The sequence below is a fragment of the Kribbella qitaiheensis genome (genome assembly GCF_014217565.1).
Taxonomy (GTDB): domain Bacteria; phylum Actinomycetota; class Actinomycetes; order Propionibacteriales; family Kribbellaceae; genus Kribbella; species Kribbella qitaiheensis_A.
The window spans coordinates 5768007-5792835 of sequence record NZ_CP043661.1; the positions used below are offsets into that span (position 1 = coordinate 5768007).

A 24829-nucleotide genomic window follows, 5' to 3' on the forward strand; every position below is an offset into this window, starting at 1 on the left:
CCGAGGTCCGCGCGCGGCAGGCCTCCGTCCCACTCGGGGTTGCGAGGAGAGTACGGGCCGTTTCTGCAACTTGATGCAATTCGGGTAACGGCACGGCGCGAGGGCGCGATGTCATCCATGCTGGCCGCCCGGCGATTGTCCCAGTCGACGTGGTTGTCCTCCTTGGCCGGCGTGAGGCTGGTGTTGTCCCGTGTACAACTTGGACCGTAAGCGGTCTGTCCGTGGGCAGTGGTTCCCACGGCTCGTGGCCGTTGCCGTAACGTTCGCGCTCCTGGTTGCTGGTCTCGAGGCCAGACAACCGGCCGAGGCTGCTCCCTCAGCAGACCCGCCACCGCCCGCTGCAAAGGTTGCCTCGCGGCCGGATCTGGTATCGGCAATGGTGTCTGCGCGGTCGCAGGGCTCCAAGGTCGAGGTCGAAGCGATGCGGTCCGACACCGCGACGACCTGGGCGAATCCGGACGGCACTCTGACGACCGACGCGCACATGGCGCCGGTGCGGTACAAGAACGCGGCCGGGCAATGGCAATCGATCAATCTGGACCTCGCAAAGACCGCGGATGGCACCGTCGCGCCCAAGGGCCACAAGTTCGGAGTCAGGCTGGGCAAGCGCTCTGCTGCTGGTGGGGTGTTTGCGTCGGCGACTGCGGGAACGGGCCGGTCGGTGGAGTGGTTGGCGGCGTGGAAGTTGCCGGAGCCGACCATTGCTGGAACGAAGGCGACGTACGGCGAGGTGCAGCCGGGTGTGGATCTGACCCTGGATGCACGAAGGTCCGGTTTCGAGACCGATTTCGTGGTGAAGTCGCGCCCGGCCGCGGCGCCGGTGTGGCGGTTCCCGTTGCGTACGAAGGGCCTCACCGCGCGTATCGGTCACAGTGGCGTGATCGAGTTCGTCGATGCGAAGAACGTCGTACAGGGCCGGATTCCGGTGGCGTACATGTGGGATGCCGTGACGGATCCGGCGACCGGGGACCCGGTGAACAAGACTTTGGTGAACGTGTCCGTCGAGCAGGTGTCGCCGGGTAAGGCGACACTGGTGGTCGCGCCGGACAAGACGTGGTTCATGGACCCCAAGCGTGCGTTCCCGATCACAGTTGACCCGACGTATGTGGCCGCAACGGCGGCACCGTCTTTCGACACCTTCGTCCAGACCAGCGTTGACACCGACCTGTCCGCGTGGACCGAGTTGCGGGTCGGGAAGAACGGGACGCATCAGGAGCGAACGTTCTTCAACTTCGGGTCGGGTCCGTTCCAAGGCAAGGACATCGTGTCGGCGACGCTGTCGCTGTATCAGGACGGTGCGACCACCTGTACTCCGACGGCGGTGAACCTGTATGCGTCGTCGCCGGCGTCGACTGCGACGACCTGGGCCAACCAGCCGACGATCTCGCCGACGTTGTCGGGGACGGCGAGCCTCGCCAAGGGGTTCTCGAGTGCGTGTGCGGCGGGCCGGGTCGGGATCCCGATGACGAGTCTGGCGCGTTCCTGGTCGACGACTCCGGCGGGGACGGTCGGTGTTGCGTTGAAGGCGGCGAGTGAGTCGGATGCGGCGTACTGGAAGCGGTTCAGGTCGACCGAGTCGGCCACGGATCCGTTTGTGTCGTTCACGTGGAACCGGCCGCCGAACGCGCCGGCGACCGTCGAGCCGAGCGAAGCGGTCGCCTACGCCGCGCCCGGTGAAACCACCTCGTGGCTGTACTCGGCGTCGCTGCGCCCGTGGGTGCGGACCAAGGCGACCGACCCGGACGGGAACACGGTCAAGTACATCTTCGAGTTCTACACCGGCTCGGGCCCGACGCTGAGTGTGAAGGGAACCTGTACGTCGTCCGTCTACGCCTCGGGTACGACGGCCGGCTGCCGTCCGGCGGCCGACCTGCCGGACAACACGTTGCTGTACATCCGGGCGAAGGCGAACGACGGCCGGATCGACGGTCCGTGGGTCGGGTACAACCAGCGGCTGCGGATCGGTGCGCAGATTCCTGCGCAACCTGAGGTCACCTGTCCGGCGCCGTACGGGAACGGGACGTGGCAGGACACGGCGCCGACGGCGGATGTGAAATGCACGATCTCTGCGACCGGTACGGGGTACAACGCCCCGGGATATCTGCGGGTGATCATCGACGGGAAGCGTCCGGCGGCGGAGCCGGGCGGGGTTGAGGGCCAGATCAAGCTCAAGCCCTCGAGCGATCCGGCGGTGGCGAAATGGGACGTGACGTTCCCGCGGAACAAGGCTGGTCTGCACACGATCGTGACCCAGGCCGAGACCCCGGCCGGCAGGCTTTCGCCGAACAAGACCTACACCTTCGGCTGGGGCGGCACGGCGCTTACCTCGCCGCCTGCGAACCCGCGGATCACGACTGCCGACAACATCCGGATCACCGCCGCCGGTCCGCCCAGGGGCACCGCGTCGAGCGTGACCGCGCGGGTGAAGTGGCGGGTGGCGGGGTACGGCGGTTCCGACGACCTGGTCGGCTGGAACGAGGACTCCACCGAGCTTCCGGTCAGTGACAACGGTGCTGGTGGTGTCGCGGTCAACACGTTGTGGGACACCATGAAGGCCGTTTCGGACGCGAACCTGGACTTCGACCCCGATACCGCGGCGATCGAGCCGACCCCGTTGAATCCGCGAGTTCCGGTCAAGCTCGATGTCCAGGTCTGCTTCAAGTACGGCTCGATCGAGCAGTGCACCTGGTCGCAGACGCCGGACACGACAGTGCAGCGGTTGCCCCATGCTTTCGGCGACGGTTTCCCGACCTCCGGGGCCGGGCCTGGTCAGGTGGCGTTGTGGACGGGTGAGTTCAACCTTTCCGCGACCGACATCTCTGTCCCGGGGTACACCGCCGACTTGTCGATCTCGCGGTCGTTGATGACGTACGAGTCGCCGAACGACCAGATCACTGGCGCGTTCGGTCCGGGCTGGACCGCGCAGTTCGACGGTGCGGACGCGGGTGCGGCGGGTATGCAGGTGGTCGACTCGTCCCGGCTGGACGGCACGCTGGTGCTGGTCGATGGTGACGGGACGACGCTCAGCTACCAGCCCCCGTCCGGGAAGCGCCGTACGACGGCGGCTTTCGAGCAGGGTGCCTGGGTGCCGGTGGATGACGACACGAAGACTGACGGGTCGAAGCTGAAGGTGACCGGCAGCGGTACGAGCACGGTGTTGTCGTACGTCGAGGACGACGGTACCTTCACGACCTGGTTGCCTGCGGAGGCGCCAACGGCTACGGGTACGACGCTGTTCCGTGCGACCGGCGTGGCTGAACCTGGGGTTGCGTCCAAGACGACGTACTCCTATGACGGCAACGGCCGCGTCGTACGCATCCTTGCCCCGGCCGCGCCGGGGGTGACGTGTGGCGCTTACAACGCGCCATCTCCCTTGACCGGTATGAACCCCGGCTGCCGCGCACTGCGGTTCGTCTACACCACCATCGGGGGCAGCCGGGTCCGGTTGAGCGAGGGTTGGCTCGACATCTACAACCCGGACAAGGCCGGCGGCGCCGGCGTGGACTCGATCAAGGTCGTGGCGTACACCTACGACAGCAACGCGGATCTGATCAAGGTCACCGATCCCCGTTCGGGTCTGTCGACGGAGTACACCTACAACGCTGCCGGTGATCTCGCAACCCTCAAGCCGGCCGGTCAGGTCCCGTTCCACTTGAACTACGTGACCGTCGGCGATCGCCAGAAGCTCGACAGCGTGACCCGCGACCGTCCGGCCGGTGATCCGGCCGGTGGCACCGCAACACTCGGCAAGTACGTGTACGACGTACCGCTGTCAGGCGACGGTCTCCCGGACCTCACTGCGGCCTCCGTGGGCCGCTGGAACCAGAAGTCCGCACCGACCAACGGCTTCGCGGTCTTCGGCCCCGATCATCCGATCTCAGGTCTGCCGACGGCCGCCGACTGGCAGTACGCCGACCTGCAATACGCCGACGCGGCCGGCTACACGGTCAACACCGCGAAGTACGGTGCGGGGCAATGGCAGTACGCGGCGACCGACTACGACGAGCAAGGCAGCGCGATCCGCGAGCTCGACGAACGCGCCCTGCGTGCCGTCATCGACACCGCTGCGTCCGCCGACCAGTTGGCGACCATCACGGTCTACAACTCCGACATCATGAACGCCGCGGAGGACGCAGTACTGACCCCGGCCGGCACCCTGGCCACTGACACCTATGGCCCGGCTCGCTATGCCACGCTGAAGAACGGAACCGTCACCTGGGTTCGGCCGCACACTCACGCGGCGTACGACCAGGGAGCGCCGAACGGCGGCATCAACCCAGACACGTTGCTGCCTTACCGCCTGACCACATCGGAAACGTCGTACGCGCACGACCCAGGCACCGGCACCGACCTCGAGATCACTGGCCGGTCCTTGACCGACTACTCCGCCGCAGCGCAGGGCGACGCCGACGGCTGGGCGCTTGGCCTGGCAGGCAAGACGGTCACCGATGTCGACCTCGACGGCATCAACAGTGCCGGCGACATCGTGAAATTCACTCGCTACGACGCCGAAGGCAAGGCGATCGAATCCCGGCAGCCCGCGTCCAACGGCGCCGACGCCGGTACCACCAAAACCGTCTACTACACCACCGCTGCCAACAGCCAGTCACCGAGCTGCGGCGGCAAGCCGCAATGGGCCGGCTTGGAATGCAAGTCCTACCCGGCCGCCCAACCCACCACCGCCTCCGGCGGTACCACTCCGACGTTGCCGGCTGCCACCACGGTCGACTTCACCTACCTGCTCGCCCCGAAGACCGTCGTCGAATCCTCGGGCCCGGTCAGCCGCACGACTGCTATCACGTACTTGCCGGACGGGCGGATGAAGGGCAGCACGACCACCACTACAGGGCTGGCCAACTCTGTCCCAGCAACCAACAAGGACACGACGTATGACCCGGTAACAGGTCTGGCGACCGTCGCCACTGCGCTGAATGCCAACGGAACGACGGCTGGCTCAGCCACGACGGGCTACGACGGCTGGGGCCGTCCGGTCACCTACAAACTCAGCGGTGAGTCGGAGACCACCACGACCTACAACGCGGCCGGCGATGCCGCTCAGGTCGTCGACGGGAACGGAACGACCACCTACACCTATGGCGGAGTCGATGCGACCGGCGCAGTCGAGACCCGTCGACTGGTCACCAAGCTCGACGTCGCGACCGCAGGAAATACCTGGACCTCCACCGGCGCCTACGACCTGGATGGCGCGCTGACCGTGCAGAAACTGCCCGGTGGCGTCTCCGAGTACAACGACATCGACAGCTCCGGTCAGTCCACCGGCCTGCGGTACACCGGCCAGGTCACCACCATCGACCCCGACGGCTCTACCACTGTCGACCCCGACGGCCCCTGGCTGTCCTGGTCACTCGAAAACGACATCACCGGCCGCGTGACGCATGTCTGGACTCCCGACGGCAACGCCTTTACCGGCAGCTCCGGGGGAGGCACCCCCTACGACCGCCGCTACACCTACGACAACGCTGGCCGTCTCACCCAGGTCAACGACCGTTCGGCTGCCACCTCCGGTGTCGACGTCACCGACCCAGCACAGACACCCGCGTGTGTCACCCGCACCTACGGCTTCGACGCAAACGACAACCGCCAATCGAAGGCAACCGCCCTCCCGGCTGCCGACGGCTCCTGCACCACAGTCGGGGCAACCGTCGTTACTCGAGCCTTCGACACCGCAGATCGGCCCGTCACAGGCGCCAACGGAACCGGCACCTACGCCTATGACGCGTTGGGCCGCACCACCAACCTCCCGGCCGCAGACGCACCGCGGCCGGCGAGCGGTGACATCGCCCTCGCCTACTTCGACAACGACCTCGCCAGGTCGATCACCCAAGGGGGCACAACAACCAGTTACACCCTGGATGCACTCGATCGCCGAGCCACGGAAGCAACGACGACTGCCGGCACGACGACGGTTCTCAGCAGGCACTACACGAATACTTCCGACAATCCGACCTGGGTAACGCAAGGGGCGATCGCCAACCGATACGTCGATGTCGTCGGCGGAGACCTCGGCTTGATCGTCGATCAGGCAGGCGGCGGTCAGCTGACTTTGAACGACCCGCACGGGGACTCGGTGACAACAGTCGAGTGGGATGCCCCCACCCAATCAGCGGGTGGTATCAAAGGCTGGAGCAATTACGATGAATACGGCGTCGTCTCTGCCGGGAACAACATATCGACAGGGCTGGTAAATTACGGGTGGCTCGGCGCGCAGGAGCGGGCGACCTCAGGTGCCGGCCTGGTCCTGATGGGCTCGCGCGTTTACAACGCTGCGACCGCACTGTTCACGTCGACCGATCCAGTTCCCGGTGGCAACAGCAATGACTACACGTATCCCACGGATCCGGTTAATCAATACGACCTCGACGGTCACTGCATATGCCTGGTCTTCCTCATCGTTGTCGGCGGGTTCGTCGTCTACAGTGAAGTCCGCGGGAACAACAAAGCCACCCGCGCCGCCAAGAACGGCCGCGGCAAGACCTCGGGGGCGAGCTACTCCGGCCCCGGGCATCGAGATACCAAGCATCTCGACTACATTGCGGATCGTGTTGAGAAGGTTCACCGAAATAGCAAGAAATATAAGGGACGATCCATCGGATACACCATCTACTACCGGTACAAGAACAGGTGGCAGGTCTGGAAGTATGGTGTCTCATCCGCAGTGAACTACATGGCAAGGCCGAGAGGTCAGCTCAAGACCTGTAGGAGGATGATGAAGGCGGCACGGTGCGAGATCAGACGAGTTCTGTTCTTCGGTAGCAGAGCAAGGGCGCTGAATTGGGAGCATGGCATGGTGCAGGCCTATAAGGCCCGATACGGTGTATACCCGCCAGGTCAGTGGACGAGTGGCCGATGACTATACGCTGGTTGCAGTTGGTCGGCGGCTCGCATCATGGGACGTCTGGCCCGGACTTTTCCGGCGTGGCGCAGCACCGCGTTATCGAGGCTTGCTCGGGTGTTGAGGCTGAGGTGCTCGCGGAGTTCGACGGCGCGCGCTGGCTGCTTCAGAACGGCTACGAGCGGATCTCGATCGATTTCGAGTTCCGGGCCGAGAAGAAGGGACGTCGGCGCCAGTCCGTCGCCGAGACCGGCCGGCTGCTCACCGTGGATTATTCGGTGGTATGGCCGGAGCTCGCGAATGCGACTGTCCCCGAGATCCGTGCCTACCTGCAACCGCTCGTGCTGGAAGCCCTTCAGTTGGCGGGCGAACGGAAGGGACTCGGCTCGCCGGTGCCCGTAGGCGTGAAAGGTGAGCTGCCTGCGGTTCCGTTGAAGCCTCTCGTCGAGGACCCGATGCCCCGCCTGGAGGAGGAGGCGGACTGCTTCGTCATCAGCCGCGAGCTGCCATCGGGTCTGAGTTTGTCGGAGACCGCTGATGTCATCGCAAGGTACGACGATGATCTGCAGCGACTCCTCACGAAACGGGCGCTCAGCCGCATCGTTGACACCGAGACATCAGACCGCGGCGTGCGATGGGTGATCGAGGTGCCGAAGACGCGCCGCTGAACCGGTCCCGGATCGATGCCACCTCGTCGCGAGTGACGAGGTGGCATCGGGCCACGAGCTGCGAAAGCGGCGCCCGCGGGTTCCACCTGGATCGCGGGCGAGGACACAGTCGCCCGGGTCCCCGTCCGAACATGCCAATCGCTAGGCCTGGTACGACCCGCCGCGCACTCAACCTGCCTCGCGTTAGCGCAGGCCCTGGTACGACCCGCCGCGCACTCAACCCGCCAAGCGTTAGCGGAGGCCTGGTTCTTGGGTGTCTTTGGCCGGGTACTTGTTGATGAAGGTGGTGAGGGCTTCGCCGCTCACGTCGCCGCAGAATTGGCGGTGGCCCAGGGACTGGCCTTCGGGGCCGGCGCTCCAGTGGGTGAAGGCGATGTTCTTGCCGGCCGGCCAGGCGGCGCCGTCGGTGGCGTGGAAGGGGGCGGCGATGAAGAAGCCGCCGTCGGCCGCGTCGGGGAGCTTCGCCTTGGCGAGCTTCTCGATCGTGGCCAGCTTGTGCTTGTCCTTGGCGATCTCGTCGTTGTACCAGAGCAGGGTGTAGCCGTGCTCGAGGTTGTGCACCAGGTTCTCCACCGGCGGCCGGTCCTCGGCGGAGTAGAACTTCTTACTGAACGGCGCCCAGGTCTGGTAGTGCGGCCCGCTCGACGGCGGCGACACGGCGTACGCGATCTTCTCGCCGTCCGGCCGGTGGTCGGCGGACTTGCCGGCCGGGTCGTCGGTCGGAGCGTCGCAAGAGGCCGCGGCGGCCTTCGGCCCGATGTCGGCGATGGCCTGGCTCTTGGCCTTCGAGTCCTGGATCAGCTTGACCGCCGGCACCGCGATGATGCCGAGCCCGACCAGGATCGAGATGGAGACGATCAGCATGGTCCGGCGCTTGTCGGACCGTGCCTGGTCGCGCTGCATCTTCTCGATCAGCTCGCGCCGCGACTGCTCTACCTTGGCCATGCCACTCCCAGGATCGGTCCGCAAAGCCCGAAGACTAACGCAGACGGTGAAGCCTCAACTACTACGCGGCTCAGCACTACCGACCGGCTCAACTACTGAACCGGCTCAACTACTGACCGGCTCAGCCGCCGTTCGGCTCCTGCGCGTCGGTCGACGGGTACTTGGCCATGAAGTCGGCCAGCGCGGCACCGCTGACGGAGCCGCAGAACTGGCGGTGACCGAAGGCCGTCTTGCCGTCGGCCCCCATCCCGCTCCAGTGCGAGAACGCGATGTTCTTGCCGTCCGGCCAGGGCAGCTGCCCGTCGGACTCACGGAACGGCGCGGCGATGAACTTGCCGTTCGAGCTGTCCGGCAGCTTCGCCTTGGAGATCTTCTCGATCAGGGCGATCTGGTCCTTGTTCTTCGCGGTCGCTTCGTTGTACCAGAGGATCGTGTAGCCGTGCTCGAGGTTGTGCACCAGGTTCGGCACCGCCGGGCGGTCGTCGGCGGTGTAGAACTTCTTCCCGAACGGCGCCCAGACGGGGTAGTGCGGGCCGGACGACGGCGGCGAGACCGGGTACTGGATCACGGTCCCCTCGGGCTTGTGGTCCTGGGTGCCACTCGCCTTGTCGTCGGTGGGCTTGTCGCAGGAGGCGGAGCCGGCCGCCACACCGAGATCCGCGACAGCCAGGTTCTTCGTCTTCGAGTCCTGGATCAGCCGGACCGCCGGGTAGGCGATGATCGCGAGGCCGACCAGGATCGAGGCGGCCACGATGATCCAGGTACGGCGCTTGTCGGCCCGGGCCCTGGTCGCGCTGCATCTGCTCGATCAGCTCGCGGCGCGAGTGCTTCTGAGACTTACCCACAGTGAAAGGTCTTCCCTGATCAGGGCGGTCTCGGCGCCGCCGTGCACCGGAAGTGTACTGAGCGACCCTGAGAAGTTGCCTAGAAAGCTATCGCGTTCGTGAGCCGAACGTGACCGTTGCCTCACTCCCCGGACCGGTCCGGACGGCGACGCCGTACCCCTCGGCGTGCAGGAGGACCGCGAGCCGCTCGGCGATCACACCGACGGCCACCGGCTCGTCCCCGAAGACCGTGATCGCGCTGTCCAGCAGCTCGATATGGACATCTTCGTCGTCGACCAGCAGCCCGGCCCACAACGCCGGATCCACCTCCCGCGGCCCGGTCGGAGCCTTACGAGCCAGTACTGCGGCTCGCGCGGCCTCCCTCGTGCCCAGGCTGAAGAGGTCCATCTCGGCATCCCGGACCAGCGCCCGCGCCCCGGTCCCGTGCTCCCCGACGGGGAGAACGACGTCAGCCAGGCCCCGCAGTACGGCGACCGGTACGCCGTCGGCCTTGCCCTTCACGAGCTCACCCGCGCCCGCGATCTCGTCGGCGATGGCCGGCTCGGTGACGGCGAGGACGTTGCCGTGACTGTCGGTGCTGCCGCGGAGGTCCTCCAGCACCTGGATCCCGGCCGCGCCGATCGCCAGGTCCGTCTGGCCGTTCCGCCAGGGCCTACCGAGGGTGTCGGTGATGACGACGCCGACGTTCACGTCGTACCGCTTCTTCCAGGCGACGCGGAGAGCGCGCGCGGACAGATCCGGATCGACCGGCAGTAGCAGGACCGTGCCGGGCGCCGTGTTGGAGGTGTCGGTGCCGGCGGCGGCCATCACCAGGCCGTGCCGGGTCTGCACGATCCGGGTGTCGCCACGCTGGGCCACCACCCGGACCAGCTCGGCGTCGATCGCCTCGTCCCGGGTGCCGTGCGTGAGCCGGCCCTCGGCCTTGCTGATGATCTTCGACGTCACCGCGACGACGTCACCGTCGCGCAGATCGGCCAGCTCGCCGATCAGACCGGCCAGATCGCTGCCGGATCCGATCTCGGGCACGCCGATGACCGGGAAGACCTCGAGATGCTTCCTCATCGCCGCACTGCTTCCGCCAGGTTCACCGCTGCTGTGGCGATCGCGGCCGTCGTCGGCTCGTCGTTCATCCACAGCGGCACGGCCTGGGCGTGGATCCCCGCCGCGGCGATGGATTCGAGCTGGGCCGCGTCGGAGGTGTCGATCAGCCAGCCGTCCAGTACGCCGCCGGCCGCGCGCGACCCGTAGTACCGGGCTACGGCGCCCGCTGTGGACTCCACCCCGATCGCCGCGAGCACCTTGTCGGCCATGCCGCGGACCGGACTGGTGCCGATGATCGGCGAGACCCCGATGACCGGTGCGGCCGTCTCCCGCACCGCCTCCCGGATCCCGGGGACGCCGAGGATGGTGCCGACCGAGACCACCGGGTTCGAGGGCGGCAGGATCAACGCGTCACAGGTGGCGATGGCATCCAGTACGCCGGGGGCCGGTTTCGCCTTGTCCTGGCCGATCGCGAGGATCTGGTGGGCCTGGACCTCGGCGTGCAGCCGGACCCAGTACTCCTGGAAGTGGATCGCCTTGCGGGTGCCCGGGTTCTCCGGGTCGTCCACGACCACGTGGGTCTCGACCCGGTCGTCGCTCATCGGCAGCAGCCGCACCGGCAGCTCCCAACGGGCGCAGAGCGCCTCCGTCACGGCGGTCAGGCCGTAGCCCGCGTCCAGCATCTGGGTCCGGACCAGGTGGGTGGCGATGTCGCGGTCGCCGAGGCCGAACCAGCTCGGCTCCACGCCGTACGCCGCGAGTTCTTCCTTCACCACCCAGGTCTCGTCCTCGCGGCCCCAGCCGCGTTCCTTCGAGATGCCGTCGCCGAGCGTGTACATCACCGTGTCGAGGTCCGGGCAGACCCGGAGACCGAACAGGGTGATGTCGTCGGCGGTGTTACCGACCACGGTGATCTCGGCGTCGGGGCGGGCCGCCAGCAGGCCGCGCAGGAAGGTGGATCCACCGACGCCACCGGCAAGCACTGTCAATCGCATGGGGACAGTCTCCACGAGTCGTCAAAGCAACGAACCACCGCACGACTATGCTGCCGTGGGTCCGAACTATGTGCACCGAGTATCAATCAAGTTGCACGGCCCCCCAACATCCCGAGGAGCCCTCGTGGTTACCGACGCAACCAAGAAGCTCAGAGAGCCGGTCGCGTACATCCTGCTCGCCTTCGCCGGCCTTTGGGCGCTGGCCTCGCTGATCTCACTATTCGTCGGCGACGCGGGGTTCACCTCCGCCAGCGCTGTCGTGCTCCACACGTCCATCCCGCCGTCCTTCGTCGGACTGGTGCTGGTGGTCGTCCTGTCGGCTGCCGTCTGGCTGGTGACCGAGGCCGGTGAGCACACGCCGAACGCGCGCCTCGTCACCTTGGCGGCGCTGTCCATCACCGGTGTGTACGTGCTGGTGGGCCTGATCGCCGTGTTCGCCGTCTTCGGCGACGACGCGGACGGCGCCGCGACCAAGATCGTGAGCTTCCTCTTCGGTCTCGCCGGTCTCGCGCTGCTCGGCGTGGCCGGTCTCTACATCCTGCGGACCTTCCAGAGCCTGCCGGTTCCGGTCCGCGCACCGAAGGCCGGGCAGCAAGGCCAGTTCGCCGGCCCGGGCGGCCAGTACGGCGGCCAGGGTGGCCAGGGTGGCCAGCAAGGCGCGCAGTACGGCCAGCAGGGCGGCGGCCAGTACCCGGCGCAGGGTCAGCAGCAGTACGGCCAGTACGGCGCGCAGCAGGGTGGCGCGCAGTACGGCCAGGACGGCGGCCAGTACGGCGCTTACAACGCGGGCGCCGACGCGGCCGCGGGTGCTGCCGGTGGTTACGCGGCAGCACAGCAAGGCGGCGAGCAGTGGCCGCAGGAGCAGAACTGGAGCCAGGGTGGCGAGCAGCAGGCCTGGTCTGCCGGCGACGCCGAGGCCCAGCCGCACGCAGGTGCCGCCGAGCAGCAGCCGGCAGAGCAGGCCTGGTCTGCTGAAGCTCACGGCACCGAGCCGACCCAGCAGTGGAGCCCTGAGGGCCAGCAGCAGTGGGGCGGTCAGGACCAGGCAGCACAGCAGCAGTGGCCGCAGGAGCAGCAGTGGTCCGCAGGTCAGGAGCACGGGCAGGACGCGGCTCCGCAGCAGTGGGCCGGTCAGGAGTACGGCCAGCAGGGTCAGCCCGAGTGGCAGGGTGCCGACCAGGGTCAGCAAACGCCGGCAGCCCAGGGTGAGTCCTGGTCGGCCGAGCCTGGTTGGCAGCCGGCCGAACAGTCCTGGCAGGCAGAGGACACGCCTGCCGCGACTCCTGCCGACGCTCCTGTCGCGGACGCCCAGCCCGAGCCCGAGGCAGCCGACGAAACCCGCGTAGAGCCGCACGTTTCGGACGCACCGAAGGACGGCGAGCCGGACCAGCAGGGACAGGCAGGCCAGCAGGGCTGGTGGTCCCAGCCTTCCTGACAAGGCAGCAAGCCCTTGCCGAAGGGGCGGCGAAACTTCTCGCAGATCCCTTCGCAAGGCACCGGTTGTGAGCGAGAGGCCTGTATACGCAGGCCTCTCGTTCTTTTGCAGCCGTGTTGCGGATGATGCCAATAGCAGACCACGGCTTGACTTTCGTGGATTGCAGGAATGTAATTTCAACCGTGTCGTTCGTTGGACACTCGGTATCGGGGACCGTTTTCAGCACACAGAACGGTCGAGGTCAGGCATGTGGGACCGCAAGCCCACATGTACAGGGGAACGAACAGGGTCGAGGAGGTCGTACCGTGACAGAAACGCTGATGGCGATTGTCGACGGTGAGGCGATCGAGGAGGAGCCGAACTGGCAGGAACGGGCGCTGTGCGCCCAGACCGATCCAGAGGCTTTCTTCCCGGAGAAGGGCGGCTCCACTCGCGAGGCGAAGAAGGTCTGCCTCGGGTGTGACGTACGGGGCGAATGCCTGGAGTACGCACTGCAGAACGACGAGCGCTTCGGAATCTGGGGCGGTCTGTCGGAGCGGGAGCGCCGCAAGCTGAAGAAGAAGGCCGTCTGATCCATCGGCGCGTGGTGGTGCCCTGCCACCCCGCCGTCGTCGGTGCAGCCGTTCAACCAAGTCAACACAAACTTCCTTAGCGCGTAGGCCCCGGCCGGACACTGTCCACCGGGGCCCGCGGCCGTGTAGGGGCACCACCGGGGTTCGCGTAAGCTCAGTCCTCGCCCCGGCCTGAGCAGGTCGAGGCAGGCCGTCCAACCCCTGAGGTGTTACTGCTCCGCATGGAACCAGAAGCTCCGGCCGGCTGGGATTTCTTCGACTCCGTCGACTTCCCGACCGACCTCACCAATGACCCGATGGGTCGCGCGCCGGTCCGGCATGTCGTCACCGCGGTCGTGGTCGGGCACGAAGGTGCGGCCTGGCTCCCGCGGTTGACCGAGGCGCTGTGGGCACTCGGCCGCCGCCCCGAGCGGCTGATCGCGGTCGACACCGGCTCCACCGACGAGACCGCCGAACTGCTGGCCACGATGCCCGCGGTCGAGCCGGTCGTCAGCCTGTCCGCCCGGACCGGCTTCGGTACGGCGGTCGCCCGTGGCCTCGAGACGGTCGGGTTCGCCCCGGTGCCGTCCGCTGTCGGGCCGTACGGCGACGACGGGCACATGCCGGTGGTCGAGTGGCTCTGGCTGCTCCACGACGACTGTGCGCCCGCTCCGAAGGCGCTGGAGCAGTTGTTGCTGCAGGCCACGTCGTCCCCGGACACGGCCGTCTGGGGGCCGAAGCTCCGGTTGTGGCCGCGTGATCGCGAACTGCTCGAGGTGGGCGTCACCACCTCGCTCGGCGGTCGCCGCGACACCGGTATCGAGAACGGCGAGCTCGACCAGGGCCAGCACGACCAGCCGCGGAACGTGCTCGCGGTCAGCTCGGCCGGAATGCTGGTCCGGCGCGACGTCTGGGAGTCCCTGAAGGGATTCGACCCGCGGCTGCCGATGTTCCGCGACGACATCGACTTCGGCTGGCGGGCCAGCCGGGCCGGTTTCAAGGTCGGCGTCGCCCCCGACGCGGTCGTCTACCACGCGCAGGCCGCCGCCACGGGGGAGCGCGCACTGGCCGGGACCAGGCGGCACGCGTACCAGCTCGACCGCGCCCACGCCTACTACACCGTGCTCGCGAACGCGCCGGCCAAGCTGCTTCCGCTGCTGGTCCTCAGGTTCCTGGTCGGAGCCACGTTCCGGTCGCTGTGGTTCCTGCTCGGCAAGACGCCCTCGGGCGCCGTCGACGAATGGACCGCGCTGCTCGGCACCGTGCTCGCGGGTGGCTGGACCCAGGCCCGCAAGGACCGCCGCAACCTCGACCAGGTTCCGTACGACGACATCAAGACGCTTTTCGGCCGATCGGTGCACGCGCTGCGGCACAACCTGGAAGAAACCGGCGGCACGATCTCCGAACGGCTCCGCGAAGCCTGGGCCGACGAGCCCGAGGAGCAGGTCGTCACCACGGCCCGCCGGGCCAAGAGCACTGCCCGCGTCGCGGTCGACCAGCCGCGCTGGCGCCGGCAGCTGATCCGCCGGCCGTTCCTGGTGGCCTGGGCTTTCCTGTTCCTCGGCGCCTTGGTGGCCGCCCGCAGCCTGATCGGAGGCGGCGTACTGCGGTCGCACCTGCTGCTGCCGCCGCATGAGAGCCTCGGCGCGCTCTGGCACGCGGCGGCATCCGCGCCGGACGGAGTGACTCCGCCTGCCTGGCTTTCCCAGTTCTGGGCTTTGTCCACCGTCACCTTCGGCCCGTCCGGAGCGACGAACGTGCTGCTGCTGGGTGCGATTCCGCTGGCCGCGCTGGCCGCCTGGGCGCTTCTGCGCGCCTTCGTGGTCGATCGGGTCGCCCGAGCGTGGGGCGCATCGGCGTACGGGTTGGCGGTCTTCACCAACGGGGCGATTTCGCAGGGGCGGCTCGGGACCTGTGTGGCGGCGATCGTGCTGCCACTGCTCGGCGCTGCTGTGCACACGGTCGCCAGGCGTCGCCGGGTCGTCATCCAGGGCAGTTGGCGGGCCGCGTGGTTCGCGGGGATCTGCCAGGCCGTCCTGTTCGCCTTCACTCCCGCACTGGGTCTACTGGCTGGGGTCGCCCTGATCGCGGGTGCTCTGCTCGGACTCGGCTGGCGGCGGCAAGGTCGTCAGCTCGTCTTCTCGGTTTTCCTCGGGCTGGTGCTGGTTCTGCCGTGGACCATCCAGTTGGTGCTGCACCCGTCCCGGCTCGGCCAGGAAGCCGGCGGCCCGCCGACCGCATCGGTCGGCCCCGGCGACAGCATCGCCCGGCTGCTGACCGGTACGCCGGTCGGCGCGCCCGCGCCGTGGTGGCTCGCAGTACCGCTGATTCTGGTGGCCCTGCTGGCTCTCACTCGCGAGTCGCGGCAGCGGTACGAGTTGCTCGGCTGGCTCGTGGCGCTGGCCGGCATGGTCGGCACGTTGGTGGCGAGCCGGCTCGGTGGTGGCAGCGGACCGCTGATGTTCGTGATGAGCGCCGGCTGGATCATCGCGGTCACCGTGGCCTGGGACTCGGTCGGGAAGTCGCGCGTATTGCTCATCCAGGGTGTGCTCGGCGTTGTCCTGGTGACGACCCTCGCCACGGCAGGGTTCTGGCTCGTGCGCGGTGACGACGGCCCGCTCCGGCGGGGACCCGAGCAGGATCTCCCGGCGTACCTGCAGTCCTCGCAAGGACCGCCGCAGAACGCGTCGATCCTGGTGGTTCGCAAGGAGCCGGCCAGCCCGATGAGGTTCGCGCTCGTCCGCGACGGCGGCCCACGGATGGGATCGCTGGAGGCAGCGCCGACAGCCGCACAGACCAAGCCGATCACGGATGTGCTGTCGACGCTCGGTGGCGGTGGCAGTGGCGAGGAAGGGCGGCAGTTGGCTGGTCTCGACGTCGACTACCTCTACCTGCCCGCGCCGGTCGACCCGACGCTGATGTCCACCCTCGATTCGCTGCCGGGTCTGACCCGGGCCAGCGCGGAGGGCGACGACGCGTCCTGGCTGATCGACCGGTCCTCGATCGAAGGCAAGGCGCCGCTGAACGACACCACCCGCAACCTGTGGCGGGTGCTCGGAATCATCGCCTGGATCATCGCGCTGATCGCTTGCATGCCGGCTGCCCGCCGTACGGTGGCCGTGCCGCACGGGACGCACGCGAGGAGGTCCTCGTGAGCAGCCTGCTGTCCGACCTCCGGGTCCGCCTCGGCGTCTGCGTCCTCGCGCTGGGCGTGGTCGGTGGACTGGGCGTCGTGACCCACGCCAAGGCGCCGGTGACTCGTGGGGAGGGCGTCGACGAGCCCACTCGCACAGTGGTCAACCGCACCGCGATGGCCTGCCCGGTCCCAGGTGCCGGCGGCAAGGTGGAGTCCTGGGTGAACGCCGTTTCGCCGAGCCTGCCCGATGGCACCCCGGTCGCGGCCGGCGACTCCACACCGTTGACGATCGCGCCGCTGTCGGCCACATCCGACCCGGTCGGCTCGGTCCTGGCCCGCGGCAAGATCGCCTCCACCGCCCGTACGCCGAAGCTGGAAACGCTGTCGATCCGCGGTACCGGTCCGCTGGCCGCGGGCACGGCAGCCACGAGCACCACGGTCGGCGAAGAAGGAGTCAACCGCGGCATGGCCAGCGTGCCCTGCCAGGTGCCCGGCTCGGACTTCTGGTTCGTCGGGGCATCGGGCGCGGCGGGTCGTCGCGATGTGCTCGTGCTGACGAACCTGGACAGCATCAATGCCGAGGTGAACGTGACGTTCTACGCGGCGAACGGCGTCCAGGACGTGCAGAACGCGCGCGGCGTCGTAGTACCGGCCCACGGCACCGCCGAGATCTACCTGGGCCAGGTGGTGAAGCTTCCGGACCTCGCCCTGCACGTGGTGTCCAGCGGCGGCCGGGTCGCACCAGCTGTCCGGGACAACGCGAGCAGCGGGAAGAGCCCGGCCGGAGTCGACTGGCTGAACGCGTCGACCCAGCCCGCCCTCAAGGTGACCGTGCCCGCGCTGGCCGGCGGGAGCGGCGTACGGATTCTCACGGTGGTGAACCCGGGTGACCTGCAGGCGTCCGCGACGCTGACGATCAACGGGCCGAACGGACCGTTCAAGCCGGCCGACCTGTCGACGATGCAGATCCCGGCCGGGTCGACCAAGGTGATCCGGCTGGAGGGCGCGCTGAAGAAGTACGCGTCGGCGATCACGGTCACGTCCGACCAGCCGGTGACGGCCGCGACCCGGATGACGAACTCCGCGGTCACCGAGTTCTCCACCCTCGGCGCGACCGACCCGCTGCGCGGACCGGCGTACGTCGTACTGCCGCCGCACGACCAGCCGGTAGTCCTTCAGGTGACGGCACCGGGCGAATCGGCCGCCGTACGGTTCGAGCTGCGCGACGCGACCGACAAGGTCGTCCAGACCCGCTCGCTCGACGTCGTCGGCGGCGCGACCAACGTGATCACCTTCAAGCCGCAGACCAAACCGACCTACCTGATGGTCGAACAGCTCCGCGGCGACGTCGTCGCGGGCGCGACCTTGATGCCCCCGGCCAAGCCTGAATCCTCGGACATCCCGCTGGTGGCGGCCTGGCCGCTGACCACGTCGCTGGTCTTCCGAGCCCAACTCGGCGCCCAGCCTGACACGAAGGCTGCGCTCAACTAACTACCCGTTTCGCCTCCTCCCCTCGGCCCCCGACGCGTCCCGCCTGGCAAGCCCCTTCCCGTTGCCTGCAGCACGGATGTCTTTGTGCAGCGCCTGAGCGTTCAAGGTCGATCGCATGCTCAGGCCGTGCACATAGGCGTGGACGGCTGCCCGATTGCCGGCCTCTGTGCATCCGTTGAGCGTTTCCCGGAGGTGGAATGCTCGGCCGGTGCACAAAGACGCCCGTACTGGGGGCACCCAGCTACCTCGGGGCTGAGTCTGCGGTGGCGGCACCTAAAGTTTCGCAGTCTGGGTTGGGTGGCCCTCAGAGACAGGCTGGGCGTCCGGGCGTCAGCGCGGCCGTGACAGGTTCGCCGAGTAGCAGGGCAGCGACGGCTTCTGGTGCCTCGCGCATTGCGTCGTGGGCGGTGGGAAGGTGGTGGACCTGCCACTCGGGATCCTCTTCGAGGCGGGTGCGGAGTTCTGTGAAAGGTGTGCCGTCCCAGCCTGAGCAGAAGACGAACTCGCGGCGGGGGACTTGGGCCGCCGCGCCGGTGAGGCGGATGGCCTGCAGGAACGAGGCCAAGGGGTGCGGGCGGGTGCGGGGATCGGCGCCGTCGCGCGGGTGGACGGCGTAGCCGGTGGTCGCAGCGCCGTTGGCGAACAACTGCCGGTAGCCGTCGCTCGTTAGAGACCAGCATGACTCCCCGTCGCGTGGGACGTAGGCGTCGAGATGGACCAGGCGGGTGATCCGGCCCGCCGGCACGATCGGCGGCTGCAGCAATGACCATGCCGCCGTAGCTGTGGCCGACCAACGTCGCGTCGGTGATGTGTTCGCGATCCAGGAGTTGCAACACGTCGTCAGCGTGGGTGTCGAGGTTGGCGGTCGCGATCGTCGCGATGTCGTCGTCTGGCCGCAGACCGGTCAGGGTCAGGGCGTGAACGGTGTGCCCGGCACGCTCCAGATGCGGGACCACCGCGTCGTACGACCAGGCGCCGCGCCAGCCGCCGGGCACGAGAATGAACGTTGCCATGAGGTCTTCTCCGTTTTCAGGTGCAGTCTCAAGGCACGCTGCCTCGACCGAAGACCGCTCCACATGGATGCAATGTCATCAGCTGGAGGCGGTGGCGGGCCACCGATAAAAGGCCAACTGATACCCATTGACCGCCAACCTCGTATCGAGGTGCTTGCGCCGGGTTGGTTGGGTGCTGCTTTCGCGAGGCGATCGCAGTCACGAGCAACGACGCAGGAGCGGCGAGCTGGGGTGGGTGGGTCGAGCAGCCGACGGAGGAGGCGCGAAGCGGGTGCGACGTACGAGGTGAGGATCAGTCTTCGTCGGTGTCGAACTCGGGGTCTATTTGTTCGGGGGACAGGGCCAGGACGTCGGCCAGTTCGAGGACCAGGGCGGAGCGGACGAGCCAGGCGAGGCTGGTGCCGGAGCGTTCGGCGCGGAGTTCGATCGGGCGGCGGAAGACGACGATCCGGTAGGGCTCGTGGGAGGTGCCGCCGGTGGAGTGGGTGAGCGGGATCTGGCCGGCGTGCAGGTCGAGGTTGGGAACGTCCTCGATGGCGAACTCGACCCGGGCGACGACCTGGGGGAGACGTTTCTCCAGCCGGGTCACCTCGATCGCGACGACTTCGTCGAACTGGGCCGCGGCCGAGCGTTGCAGGGGTAGACCACGCGGCGCGAAGCTGCTCGGCCGGCTGATCGGGCCGAGCATGCCGCGCCCGTGGCGGTCGATATGCCTGCGACGGCGAGCCTCGGTCACACGATCACCCTAGTGGGGGTAGCGTCTGGACGTGAGCATCGCCAGGACTTGTTCGCGCGCCGCCTGTCATCGAACGGCTGTGTCGACGCTCACCTACGTCTATGCCGACTCCACCTGTGTGCTGGGTCCGCTCGCGACGTACGCCGAACCGCACTGCTACGACCTCTGCGCGGATCACGCGGACAGGCTCACCGCCCCGAACGGCTGGGAGGTGATCCGGCTGGCTCCGGATCCCGCCGCTGCCGGGCCGTCCAACGACGACCTCGAGGCGCTGGCGAACGCAGTACGAGAAGCTGCTCGCCCCTTGCCGCCCAGTCGCCCCGGCCAGCCTGCGCCGGGTGCACCGGTCGAGGTAGCCCGTCGCGGTCACCTGCGGATGCTCCAGGACCCCGACAACACCGCGGGCCAGGGCAAAGAACAAGCCTGAGCGCCGGTGGGCGAACCGCCAGCACTCACCTTCGGGGTTGTCGCGCAGGTTTTCAGCGGCGGCTGAGCGTGGCGGCCTTGGTGGTCAGGTGGTTGCTGAGTGTTGGCGGTGCGAGCCAACGGAACAGCCCACAGATCCGGTGTTGGATTGTGTTTCATCTCGTGGGATGAGGTTGACCGGGCAGGTAGGTACTGACAAGACTCGTGGTGTGAACGATCAAAAGTTACGCGTCGGAGTCGTCGGCCTGGGATTTGCCGGCCGGACCGCCCTGGAAGCCTTCGCCGAGCTGCCTGATGTCGAGGTCGTCGCGCTCGCCGGGCTGGAGAAGGACATCCTCGCCGAGCTCGGGGAGAAGTTCCGGGTGCCGCAGCTGTTCGAGAAATGGGAGGACCTGGTCGAGACCCCCGGCCTCGATGCCGTCAGCATCGGGACGCCGACCCAGTTGCACGCGCCGATCGCGCTCGCCGCGCTGGACAAGGGTCTGCACGTGCTGTGCGAGAAGCCGCTGGCCCGGACCGTCGCCGAAGGTACCGCGATGGTCGAGGCGGCGAAGAAGGCCGGGAAGGTGCTGAAGGTGGTGTTCAACCACCGTGAGCGCGGCGACGTCGCGGCACTCAAGCACCAGATCGACGAGGGCCAGCTCGGCCGGATCTACTACGCGAAGGCGCACTGGATGCGCCGCAACGGCATCCCCGGCATGGGCGGCTGGTTCACCAACCGCGAGCTGTCCGGTGGCGGCCCGCTGATCGACCTCGGCGTGCACATCCTCGATCTGGCCCTGCACTTGCTGAACGAGCCGCAGGTGACCACGGTCAGCGCGAACACCTTCGCCGAGCTCGGCCCGCGAGGCCGGGGCAGCTCGAGCAGCGTGATCCGGCCGACGGTCGACACGCTCGGCTCGAAGTTCGAGGTGGAGGACCTGGCCACGGCGTACCTGCGACTCGCGGGCGGCGGCGCGCTCCAGCTGGAGACGAGCTGGGCGACGTACCGCGCGCCGGGCGACAACTTCGGCATCGAGCTGTTCGGTACCGAGGGCGGCGCGAAGATCGAAGTACAGAACTACACCACCACCGACACGCTGCGGATCTTCACCGACGTCGCGGGCGTGCCCGCCGAGGTGCGGCCCGCCACCGGCGCGGGGCTCGGCCACCGCGCTGTCGTCAGCGAGTTCGTCGCCATCGTGGCGAGTGGCGACTGGTCGGCGCACAACGGATCCGAGGCACTCGTCCGGACCCAGGTCATCGATGCCTGCTACGCCTCGGCGCAGGCCGGACGGACGAGAGGTAGTACTGGATGTCTGAGCTCAAGGTCACCGTCTGGGGCGAGAACGTTCACGAGCAGGACGACGCCGCCGTACAGAAGATCTACCCCGACACCATGCACGAGACGATCGCGTCCGGCCTGCGGAGCAGTCTCGGTGACGACGTGAAGGTCCGTACCGCGTGGTTGCAGCAGCCCGAGCACGGCCTGACCGAGGAAGTGCTCGCCGACACCGACGTGCTCACCTGGTGGGGGCACCGCGCGCACGGCGACGTGGACGACGCGATCGTCGACCGGGTCCAGGAGGCCGTGCTGTCCGGGATGGGCCTGATCGCCCTGCACTCGGCGCACTTCTCGAAGATCTTCAAGCGCTTGATGGGTACGACGTGCTCGCTCGACTGGCGATCGGAGAACGACCGTGAGCTGCTCTGGACGGTCGCGGCCGGCCACCCGATCGCGGCCGGCGTACCGCATCCGCTGGTGATCCCGCAGGAGGAGATGTACGGCGAGCTGTTCGACATACCGCAGCCGGACGAGCTGGTGTTCGTCAGCTCCTTCTCCGGTGGCGAGGTGTTCCGCTCGGGCTGCTGCTACCGCCGTGGCCAGGGCCGGGTGTTCTACTTCCGCCCGGGCGACCAGGAATACCCGACCTACCACCAGCCGGAGATCCAGCAGATCATGGCGAACGCGGTCCAGTGGGCTGCTCCGGCCGTCCCGCGAAAGCTCCCGGACGTGCACCACCGGGCGACGCCAGGGTGGTTCGACCAAGCCTGAAACACGGTTTCCGCCCTCGGCCGGATAGGGTCCACCTCATGGTTGACGTTGCTGCGATCTTCAAGGCGTACGACGTCCGCGGGGTCGTTCCGGACCAGCTGGACGAGGCGGTGGCCCGGGCGACCGGGGCCGCGTTCGTCGAGGTCCTGGACGTGCTCGCGGGCCCCGGCTCGGTGGTGATCGGGTACGACATGCGTCCGTCCAGCCCCGCGTTGGCGGCCGCGTTCGCCGAGGGCGTGACCAGTACCGGCGCCGACGTGATCGACATCGGCCTGGCCTCGACCGACCAGCTGTACTTCGCCTCCGGCCGGCTCCAGCTGCCCGGTGCGATGTTCACCGCGAGCCACAACCCGGCGCAGTACAACGGGATCAAGATGTGCCGCGCGGGGGCGTCCCCGGTCGGCTCGGAGTCCGGTCTGCGCGACATCGCGGACCTGGTCTCCAAGTCGCTGACCGAGGGCCCGCTGAGCGTCCCGGTGCCGGGCAAGGTGCTGCACAAGGACCTGCTGACGGCGTACGCCGATCATCTCAACGACCTCGTCGACCTGAGCGGGATCCGTCCGCTCAAGGTCGTCGTCGACGCCGGCAACGGGATGGGCGGCCACACCGTCCCGGCCGTGTTCGCGACCGGCCCGGTCCAGATCGTGCCGATGTACTTCGAGCTCGACGGCAACTTCCCGAACCACGAGGCCAACCCGCTCGACCCGAAGAACCTGGTCGACCTGCAGGCCAGGGTGGTCGCCGAGGGCGCGGATCTCGGGCTGGCCTTCGACGGCGATGCCGACCGCTGCTTCGTGGTGGACGAGAAGGGCGACGCGATCTCGCCGAGCGCCGTCACCGGCGCCGTCGCCGTACGGGAGCTGGCCAAGCATCCCGGCTCCGCGGTGATCCACAACCTGATCACCTCCAAGGCGGTGCCCGAGCTGATCACCGAGCACGGCGGTACGCCGGTCCGGGCGCGGGTCGGGCACTCGTACATCAAGCAGAAGATGGCCGAGACGGACGCGGTCTTCGGCGGCGAGCACTCGGCGCACTACTACTTCAGGGATTTCTGGCGGGCCGACACCGGCATGCTCGCGGCACTGCACGTGCTCGCGGCGCTCGGTGAGCAGGACAAGCCGGCGAGTGAGTTGTTCGCGGTTTACGAGCGGTATGTGGCGTCCGGCGAGATCAACAGCCGGGTCGACGACGCGGCCGCGACAGTTGCGGCGATCGAAGACACCTACGGCGGCCGTGACGGGATTACCGTTGATCATCTGGACGGTCTGACGATCGACGCGGGGACCTGGTGGTTCAACGTCCGCTCGTCGAACACCGAGCCGCTGCTGCGGCTGAACGTCGAGGCCGGGGACGCCGCCACCATGGAGCGTGTCCGTGACGAGGTACTGGCCCTGATCACCGGTGCACCTATTAACAAAGGAAACTGATGGCTGTGAATCTGGACCCCGATCTGCTGAGCATCCTCGTTTGCCCGAAGTGTCGCTCGGAGTTCCGGGTCGACAACGAGGCGAACGAGTTGATCTGCACCAACGCGACCTGCGCGCTGGCGTATCCGGTGCGGGACGACATCCCCGTGCTGCTGATCGACGAGGCCCGCGAAACCCGCCAGGAGAACTCGCAGGCATGAGCTTCTTCGACGACTCGCGGCTGGACGACCCGGCCGCGCTGCAGGCGACCGATCACCTGTTGCGCCGGCTGGCCGGCGCGGGCGCCCGGGTGCGGGCCGAGATCGAGTTCTCCTCCGACGTGCTGTCCAACCTGGGCTCCGACGGGTTCCGGCCGCGGGCGATCGTCGCCGCCGGTCGCGACGCGCGCCTGGTGCGGGCCGTGCTCGAGCCGGTCTGCCCGGTGCCGTTCGTGGCCTGGCCCGGTCCCGGCCTGCCCGGCTGGGCCAGCCCGCTCGACCTGGTCATCGTCCTCGGCGGTACGTCGGAGGATTCCGGCGCGATGTCGGCGGCCTCCGAAGCCGTACGGCGTGGTTGCGGGCTGATGGTGGCTTCGCCGGAGGACTCGCCGGTGGCGCAGGCTTCGGCCGGGTCCCGGCACGCGATCCGGTTGCCGTCCCAGTCCGACGACCAGCTGGCCGCTGCCGTCGCAGTACTGCAGGGCCTGCATCAGCTCGAGCTCGGGCCCGCGGTGGACGCGGACGCGGTCGCGGCGATGCTGGACGAGGTCGCCATCGAGTGCTCGCCCAACAACGACGTGGCGTCGAACCCGGCGAAGGACCTGTCGCTGATGCTGGCCGACGCGCTGCCGCTGGTCTGGGGCGGATCGGTGCTGGCCGCTCGTGCTGCCCGTCGTGTCGTCGAGGCGATGCGGCTGGCCAGTGGGCGCCCGGCGCTCGCGGGCCGACGCGGGACACCTGCTGCCGGTGCTGGCGAGCCAGGCGCCGCGGGATGTCTTCGCGGATCCCTTCGACAAGCAGGAAGACCTCCGGCCCGGCCTGGTCATCCTGGACGACGGGGTCGAGGACGAGGGTGTGATGGAGACCCGCCGGACGCTGCAGGAGAAGGCCGACCGGCACGAGGTTCGCGTGCACGTGGTCACCCAGGCCAACGGCACCGACGTCGCGCGGTACGCGGCCCTGACCCAGCACGGCCGGTACGCCGCGGCGTACCTCGGGATCGGCCTCGGCCGGTACGGTACGCCGGTTGACGAC

Annotated in this window: 17 protein-coding genes and 1 pseudogene; 12 read left to right on the top strand and 6 right to left on the bottom strand. The window is 68.1% G+C overall.

The features are described from left to right. Positions 1–376: 376 nt before the first annotated feature. Together F1D05_RS27505 and F1D05_RS27510 are read left to right on the top strand one after the other, a co-directional pair. Positions 377–6871 (top strand): DNRLRE domain-containing protein, encoded by a 6495-nt coding sequence (locus tag F1D05_RS27505; protein ID WP_246486011.1) that lies wholly within the window; start codon positions 377–379, stop codon positions 6869–6871. Then, positions 6868–7521 (top strand): hypothetical protein, encoded by a 654-nt coding sequence (locus tag F1D05_RS27510; RefSeq protein WP_185443364.1) that lies wholly within the window; start codon positions 6868–6870, stop codon positions 7519–7521. The genes F1D05_RS27505 and F1D05_RS27510 overlap by 4 nt, the downstream gene beginning before the upstream one ends. 231 nt (positions 7522–7752) lie before the next feature. Here F1D05_RS27510 and F1D05_RS27515 read toward each other — a convergent pair whose 3' ends face one another. The 4 genes from F1D05_RS27515 to cofD all read right to left on the bottom strand — a co-directional run bounded on the left by F1D05_RS27515 (position 7753) and on the right by cofD (position 11347). Further along, on the bottom strand, positions 7753–8466 hold the full coding sequence (locus F1D05_RS27515; RefSeq protein ID WP_185443365.1) for a DUF3105 domain-containing protein: 714 nt from the start codon (positions 8464–8466) through the stop codon (positions 7753–7755). Between the two features lie 121 nt (positions 8467–8587). Then, positions 8588–9217, bottom strand: a complete 630-nt coding sequence (locus F1D05_RS27520) for a DUF3105 domain-containing protein (protein WP_246486012.1) — start codon at positions 9215–9217, stop codon at positions 8588–8590. 181 nt (positions 9218–9398) lie between these two features. Next, complete coding sequence (locus F1D05_RS27525) at positions 9399–10373, bottom strand: coenzyme F420-0:L-glutamate ligase (protein ID WP_185443366.1); 975 nt, start codon at positions 10371–10373, stop codon at positions 9399–9401. After that, positions 10370–11347, bottom strand: a complete 978-nt coding sequence (cofD, locus tag F1D05_RS27530; RefSeq protein WP_185443367.1) for a 2-phospho-L-lactate transferase — start codon at positions 11345–11347, stop codon at positions 10370–10372. The genes F1D05_RS27525 and cofD overlap by 4 nt, the downstream gene beginning before the upstream one ends. 124 nt (positions 11348–11471) lie before the next feature. Here cofD and F1D05_RS27535 point away from each other — a divergent pair, with 124 nt between their 5' ends. The 4 genes from F1D05_RS27535 to F1D05_RS27550 all read left to right on the top strand — a co-directional run bounded on the left by F1D05_RS27535 (position 11472) and on the right by F1D05_RS27550 (position 17960). Then, positions 11472–12782 (top strand): hypothetical protein, encoded by a 1311-nt coding sequence (locus F1D05_RS27535; RefSeq protein WP_185443368.1) that lies wholly within the window; start codon positions 11472–11474, stop codon positions 12780–12782. Between the two features lie 320 nt (positions 12783–13102). Then, complete coding sequence (locus F1D05_RS27540; RefSeq protein ID WP_020389877.1) at positions 13103–13354, top strand: WhiB family transcriptional regulator; 252 nt, start codon at positions 13103–13105, stop codon at positions 13352–13354. A 221-nt stretch (positions 13355–13575) separates the two neighbouring features. After that, positions 13576–16488 carry a glycosyltransferase family 2 protein gene (locus F1D05_RS27545; protein WP_185443369.1) on the top strand — a complete coding sequence of 971 codons (2913 nt, stop codon included), beginning with the start codon at positions 13576–13578 and terminating at the stop codon, positions 16486–16488. Beyond that, entirely contained in the window at positions 16485–17960 is a 1476-nt protein-coding gene (locus F1D05_RS27550; RefSeq protein WP_185443370.1) for a DUF5719 family protein, read from the top strand. The genes F1D05_RS27545 and F1D05_RS27550 overlap by 4 nt, the downstream gene beginning before the upstream one ends. A gap of 119 nt (positions 17961–18079) precedes the next feature. On the opposite strand, the gene F1D05_RS43185 is transcribed toward F1D05_RS27550, so the two are convergent. Together F1D05_RS43185 and F1D05_RS27560 are read right to left on the bottom strand one after the other, a co-directional pair. After that, complete coding sequence (locus tag F1D05_RS43185; RefSeq protein WP_206685848.1) at positions 18080–18973, bottom strand: alpha/beta fold hydrolase; 894 nt, start codon at positions 18971–18973, stop codon at positions 18080–18082. Between the two features lie 292 nt (positions 18974–19265). Next, on the bottom strand, positions 19266–19709 hold the full coding sequence (locus tag F1D05_RS27560; protein WP_246486013.1) for a metallopeptidase family protein: 444 nt from the start codon (positions 19707–19709) through the stop codon (positions 19266–19268). 31 nt (positions 19710–19740) lie between these two features. On the opposite strand from F1D05_RS27560, the gene F1D05_RS27565 reads away from it, so the two are divergent. The 6 genes and pseudogenes from F1D05_RS27565 to F1D05_RS27590 all read left to right on the top strand — a co-directional run bounded on the left by F1D05_RS27565 (position 19741) and on the right by F1D05_RS27590 (position 24825). Next, positions 19741–20136, top strand: coding sequence for a DUF3499 domain-containing protein (locus F1D05_RS27565; RefSeq protein WP_185443371.1), 396 nt, complete (start codon positions 19741–19743; stop codon positions 20134–20136). Positions 20137–20302: 166 nt separating this feature from the next. Beyond that, positions 20303–21400 (top strand): annotated as a pseudogene (locus tag F1D05_RS27570) (Gfo/Idh/MocA family protein); the annotation flags it as partial. 29 nt (positions 21401–21429) lie between these two features. Then, positions 21430–22170, top strand: coding sequence for a ThuA domain-containing protein (locus F1D05_RS27575; protein ID WP_185443372.1), 741 nt, complete (start codon positions 21430–21432; stop codon positions 22168–22170). A 38-nt stretch (positions 22171–22208) separates the two neighbouring features. Further along, entirely contained in the window at positions 22209–23597 is a 1389-nt protein-coding gene (locus F1D05_RS27580) for a phosphomannomutase/phosphoglucomutase (protein WP_185443373.1), read from the top strand. Next, on the top strand, positions 23597–23797 hold the full coding sequence (locus F1D05_RS27585) for a Trm112 family protein (RefSeq protein WP_185443374.1): 201 nt from the start codon (positions 23597–23599) through the stop codon (positions 23795–23797). Before F1D05_RS27580 ends, F1D05_RS27585 begins: the two co-directional genes overlap by 1 nt. Beyond that, complete coding sequence (locus F1D05_RS27590; RefSeq protein ID WP_246486014.1) at positions 23794–24825, top strand: phosphoheptose isomerase; 1032 nt, start codon at positions 23794–23796, stop codon at positions 24823–24825. The genes F1D05_RS27585 and F1D05_RS27590 overlap by 4 nt, the downstream gene beginning before the upstream one ends. The last annotated feature ends 4 nt before the right edge of the window (positions 24826–24829 follow it).

Excerpts from the sequence above, each read along its gene's own strand:
- F1D05_RS27505 (WP_246486011.1), top strand. The coding sequence starts at position 377 with ATGGTGTCTGCGCGGTCGCAGGGCTCCAAGGTCGAGGTCGAAGCGATG.
- F1D05_RS27510 (WP_185443364.1), top strand. The coding sequence starts at position 6,868 with ATGACTATACGCTGGTTGCAGTTGGTCGGCGGCTCGCATCATGGGACG.
- F1D05_RS27515 (WP_185443365.1), bottom strand. The coding sequence starts at position 8,466 with ATGGCCAAGGTAGAGCAGTCGCGGCGCGAGCTGATCGAGAAGATGCAG.
- F1D05_RS27525 (WP_185443366.1), bottom strand. The coding sequence starts at position 10,373 with ATGAGGAAGCATCTCGAGGTCTTCCCGGTCATCGGCGTGCCCGAGATC.
- cofD (WP_185443367.1), bottom strand. The coding sequence starts at position 11,347 with ATGCGATTGACAGTGCTTGCCGGTGGCGTCGGTGGATCCACCTTCCTG.
- F1D05_RS27540 (WP_020389877.1), top strand. The coding sequence starts at position 13,103 with ATGGCGATTGTCGACGGTGAGGCGATCGAGGAGGAGCCGAACTGGCAG.
- F1D05_RS27545 (WP_185443369.1), top strand. The coding sequence starts at position 13,576 with ATGGAACCAGAAGCTCCGGCCGGCTGGGATTTCTTCGACTCCGTCGAC.
- F1D05_RS43185 (WP_206685848.1), bottom strand. The coding sequence starts at position 18,973 with ATGGCAACGTTCATTCTCGTGCCCGGCGGCTGGCGCGGCGCCTGGTCG.
- F1D05_RS27575 (WP_185443372.1), top strand. The coding sequence starts at position 21,430 with ATGTCTGAGCTCAAGGTCACCGTCTGGGGCGAGAACGTTCACGAGCAG.
- F1D05_RS27580 (WP_185443373.1), top strand. The coding sequence starts at position 22,209 with ATGGTTGACGTTGCTGCGATCTTCAAGGCGTACGACGTCCGCGGGGTC.
- F1D05_RS27585 (WP_185443374.1), top strand. The coding sequence starts at position 23,597 with ATGGCTGTGAATCTGGACCCCGATCTGCTGAGCATCCTCGTTTGCCCG.
- F1D05_RS27590 (WP_246486014.1), top strand. The coding sequence starts at position 23,794 with ATGAGCTTCTTCGACGACTCGCGGCTGGACGACCCGGCCGCGCTGCAG.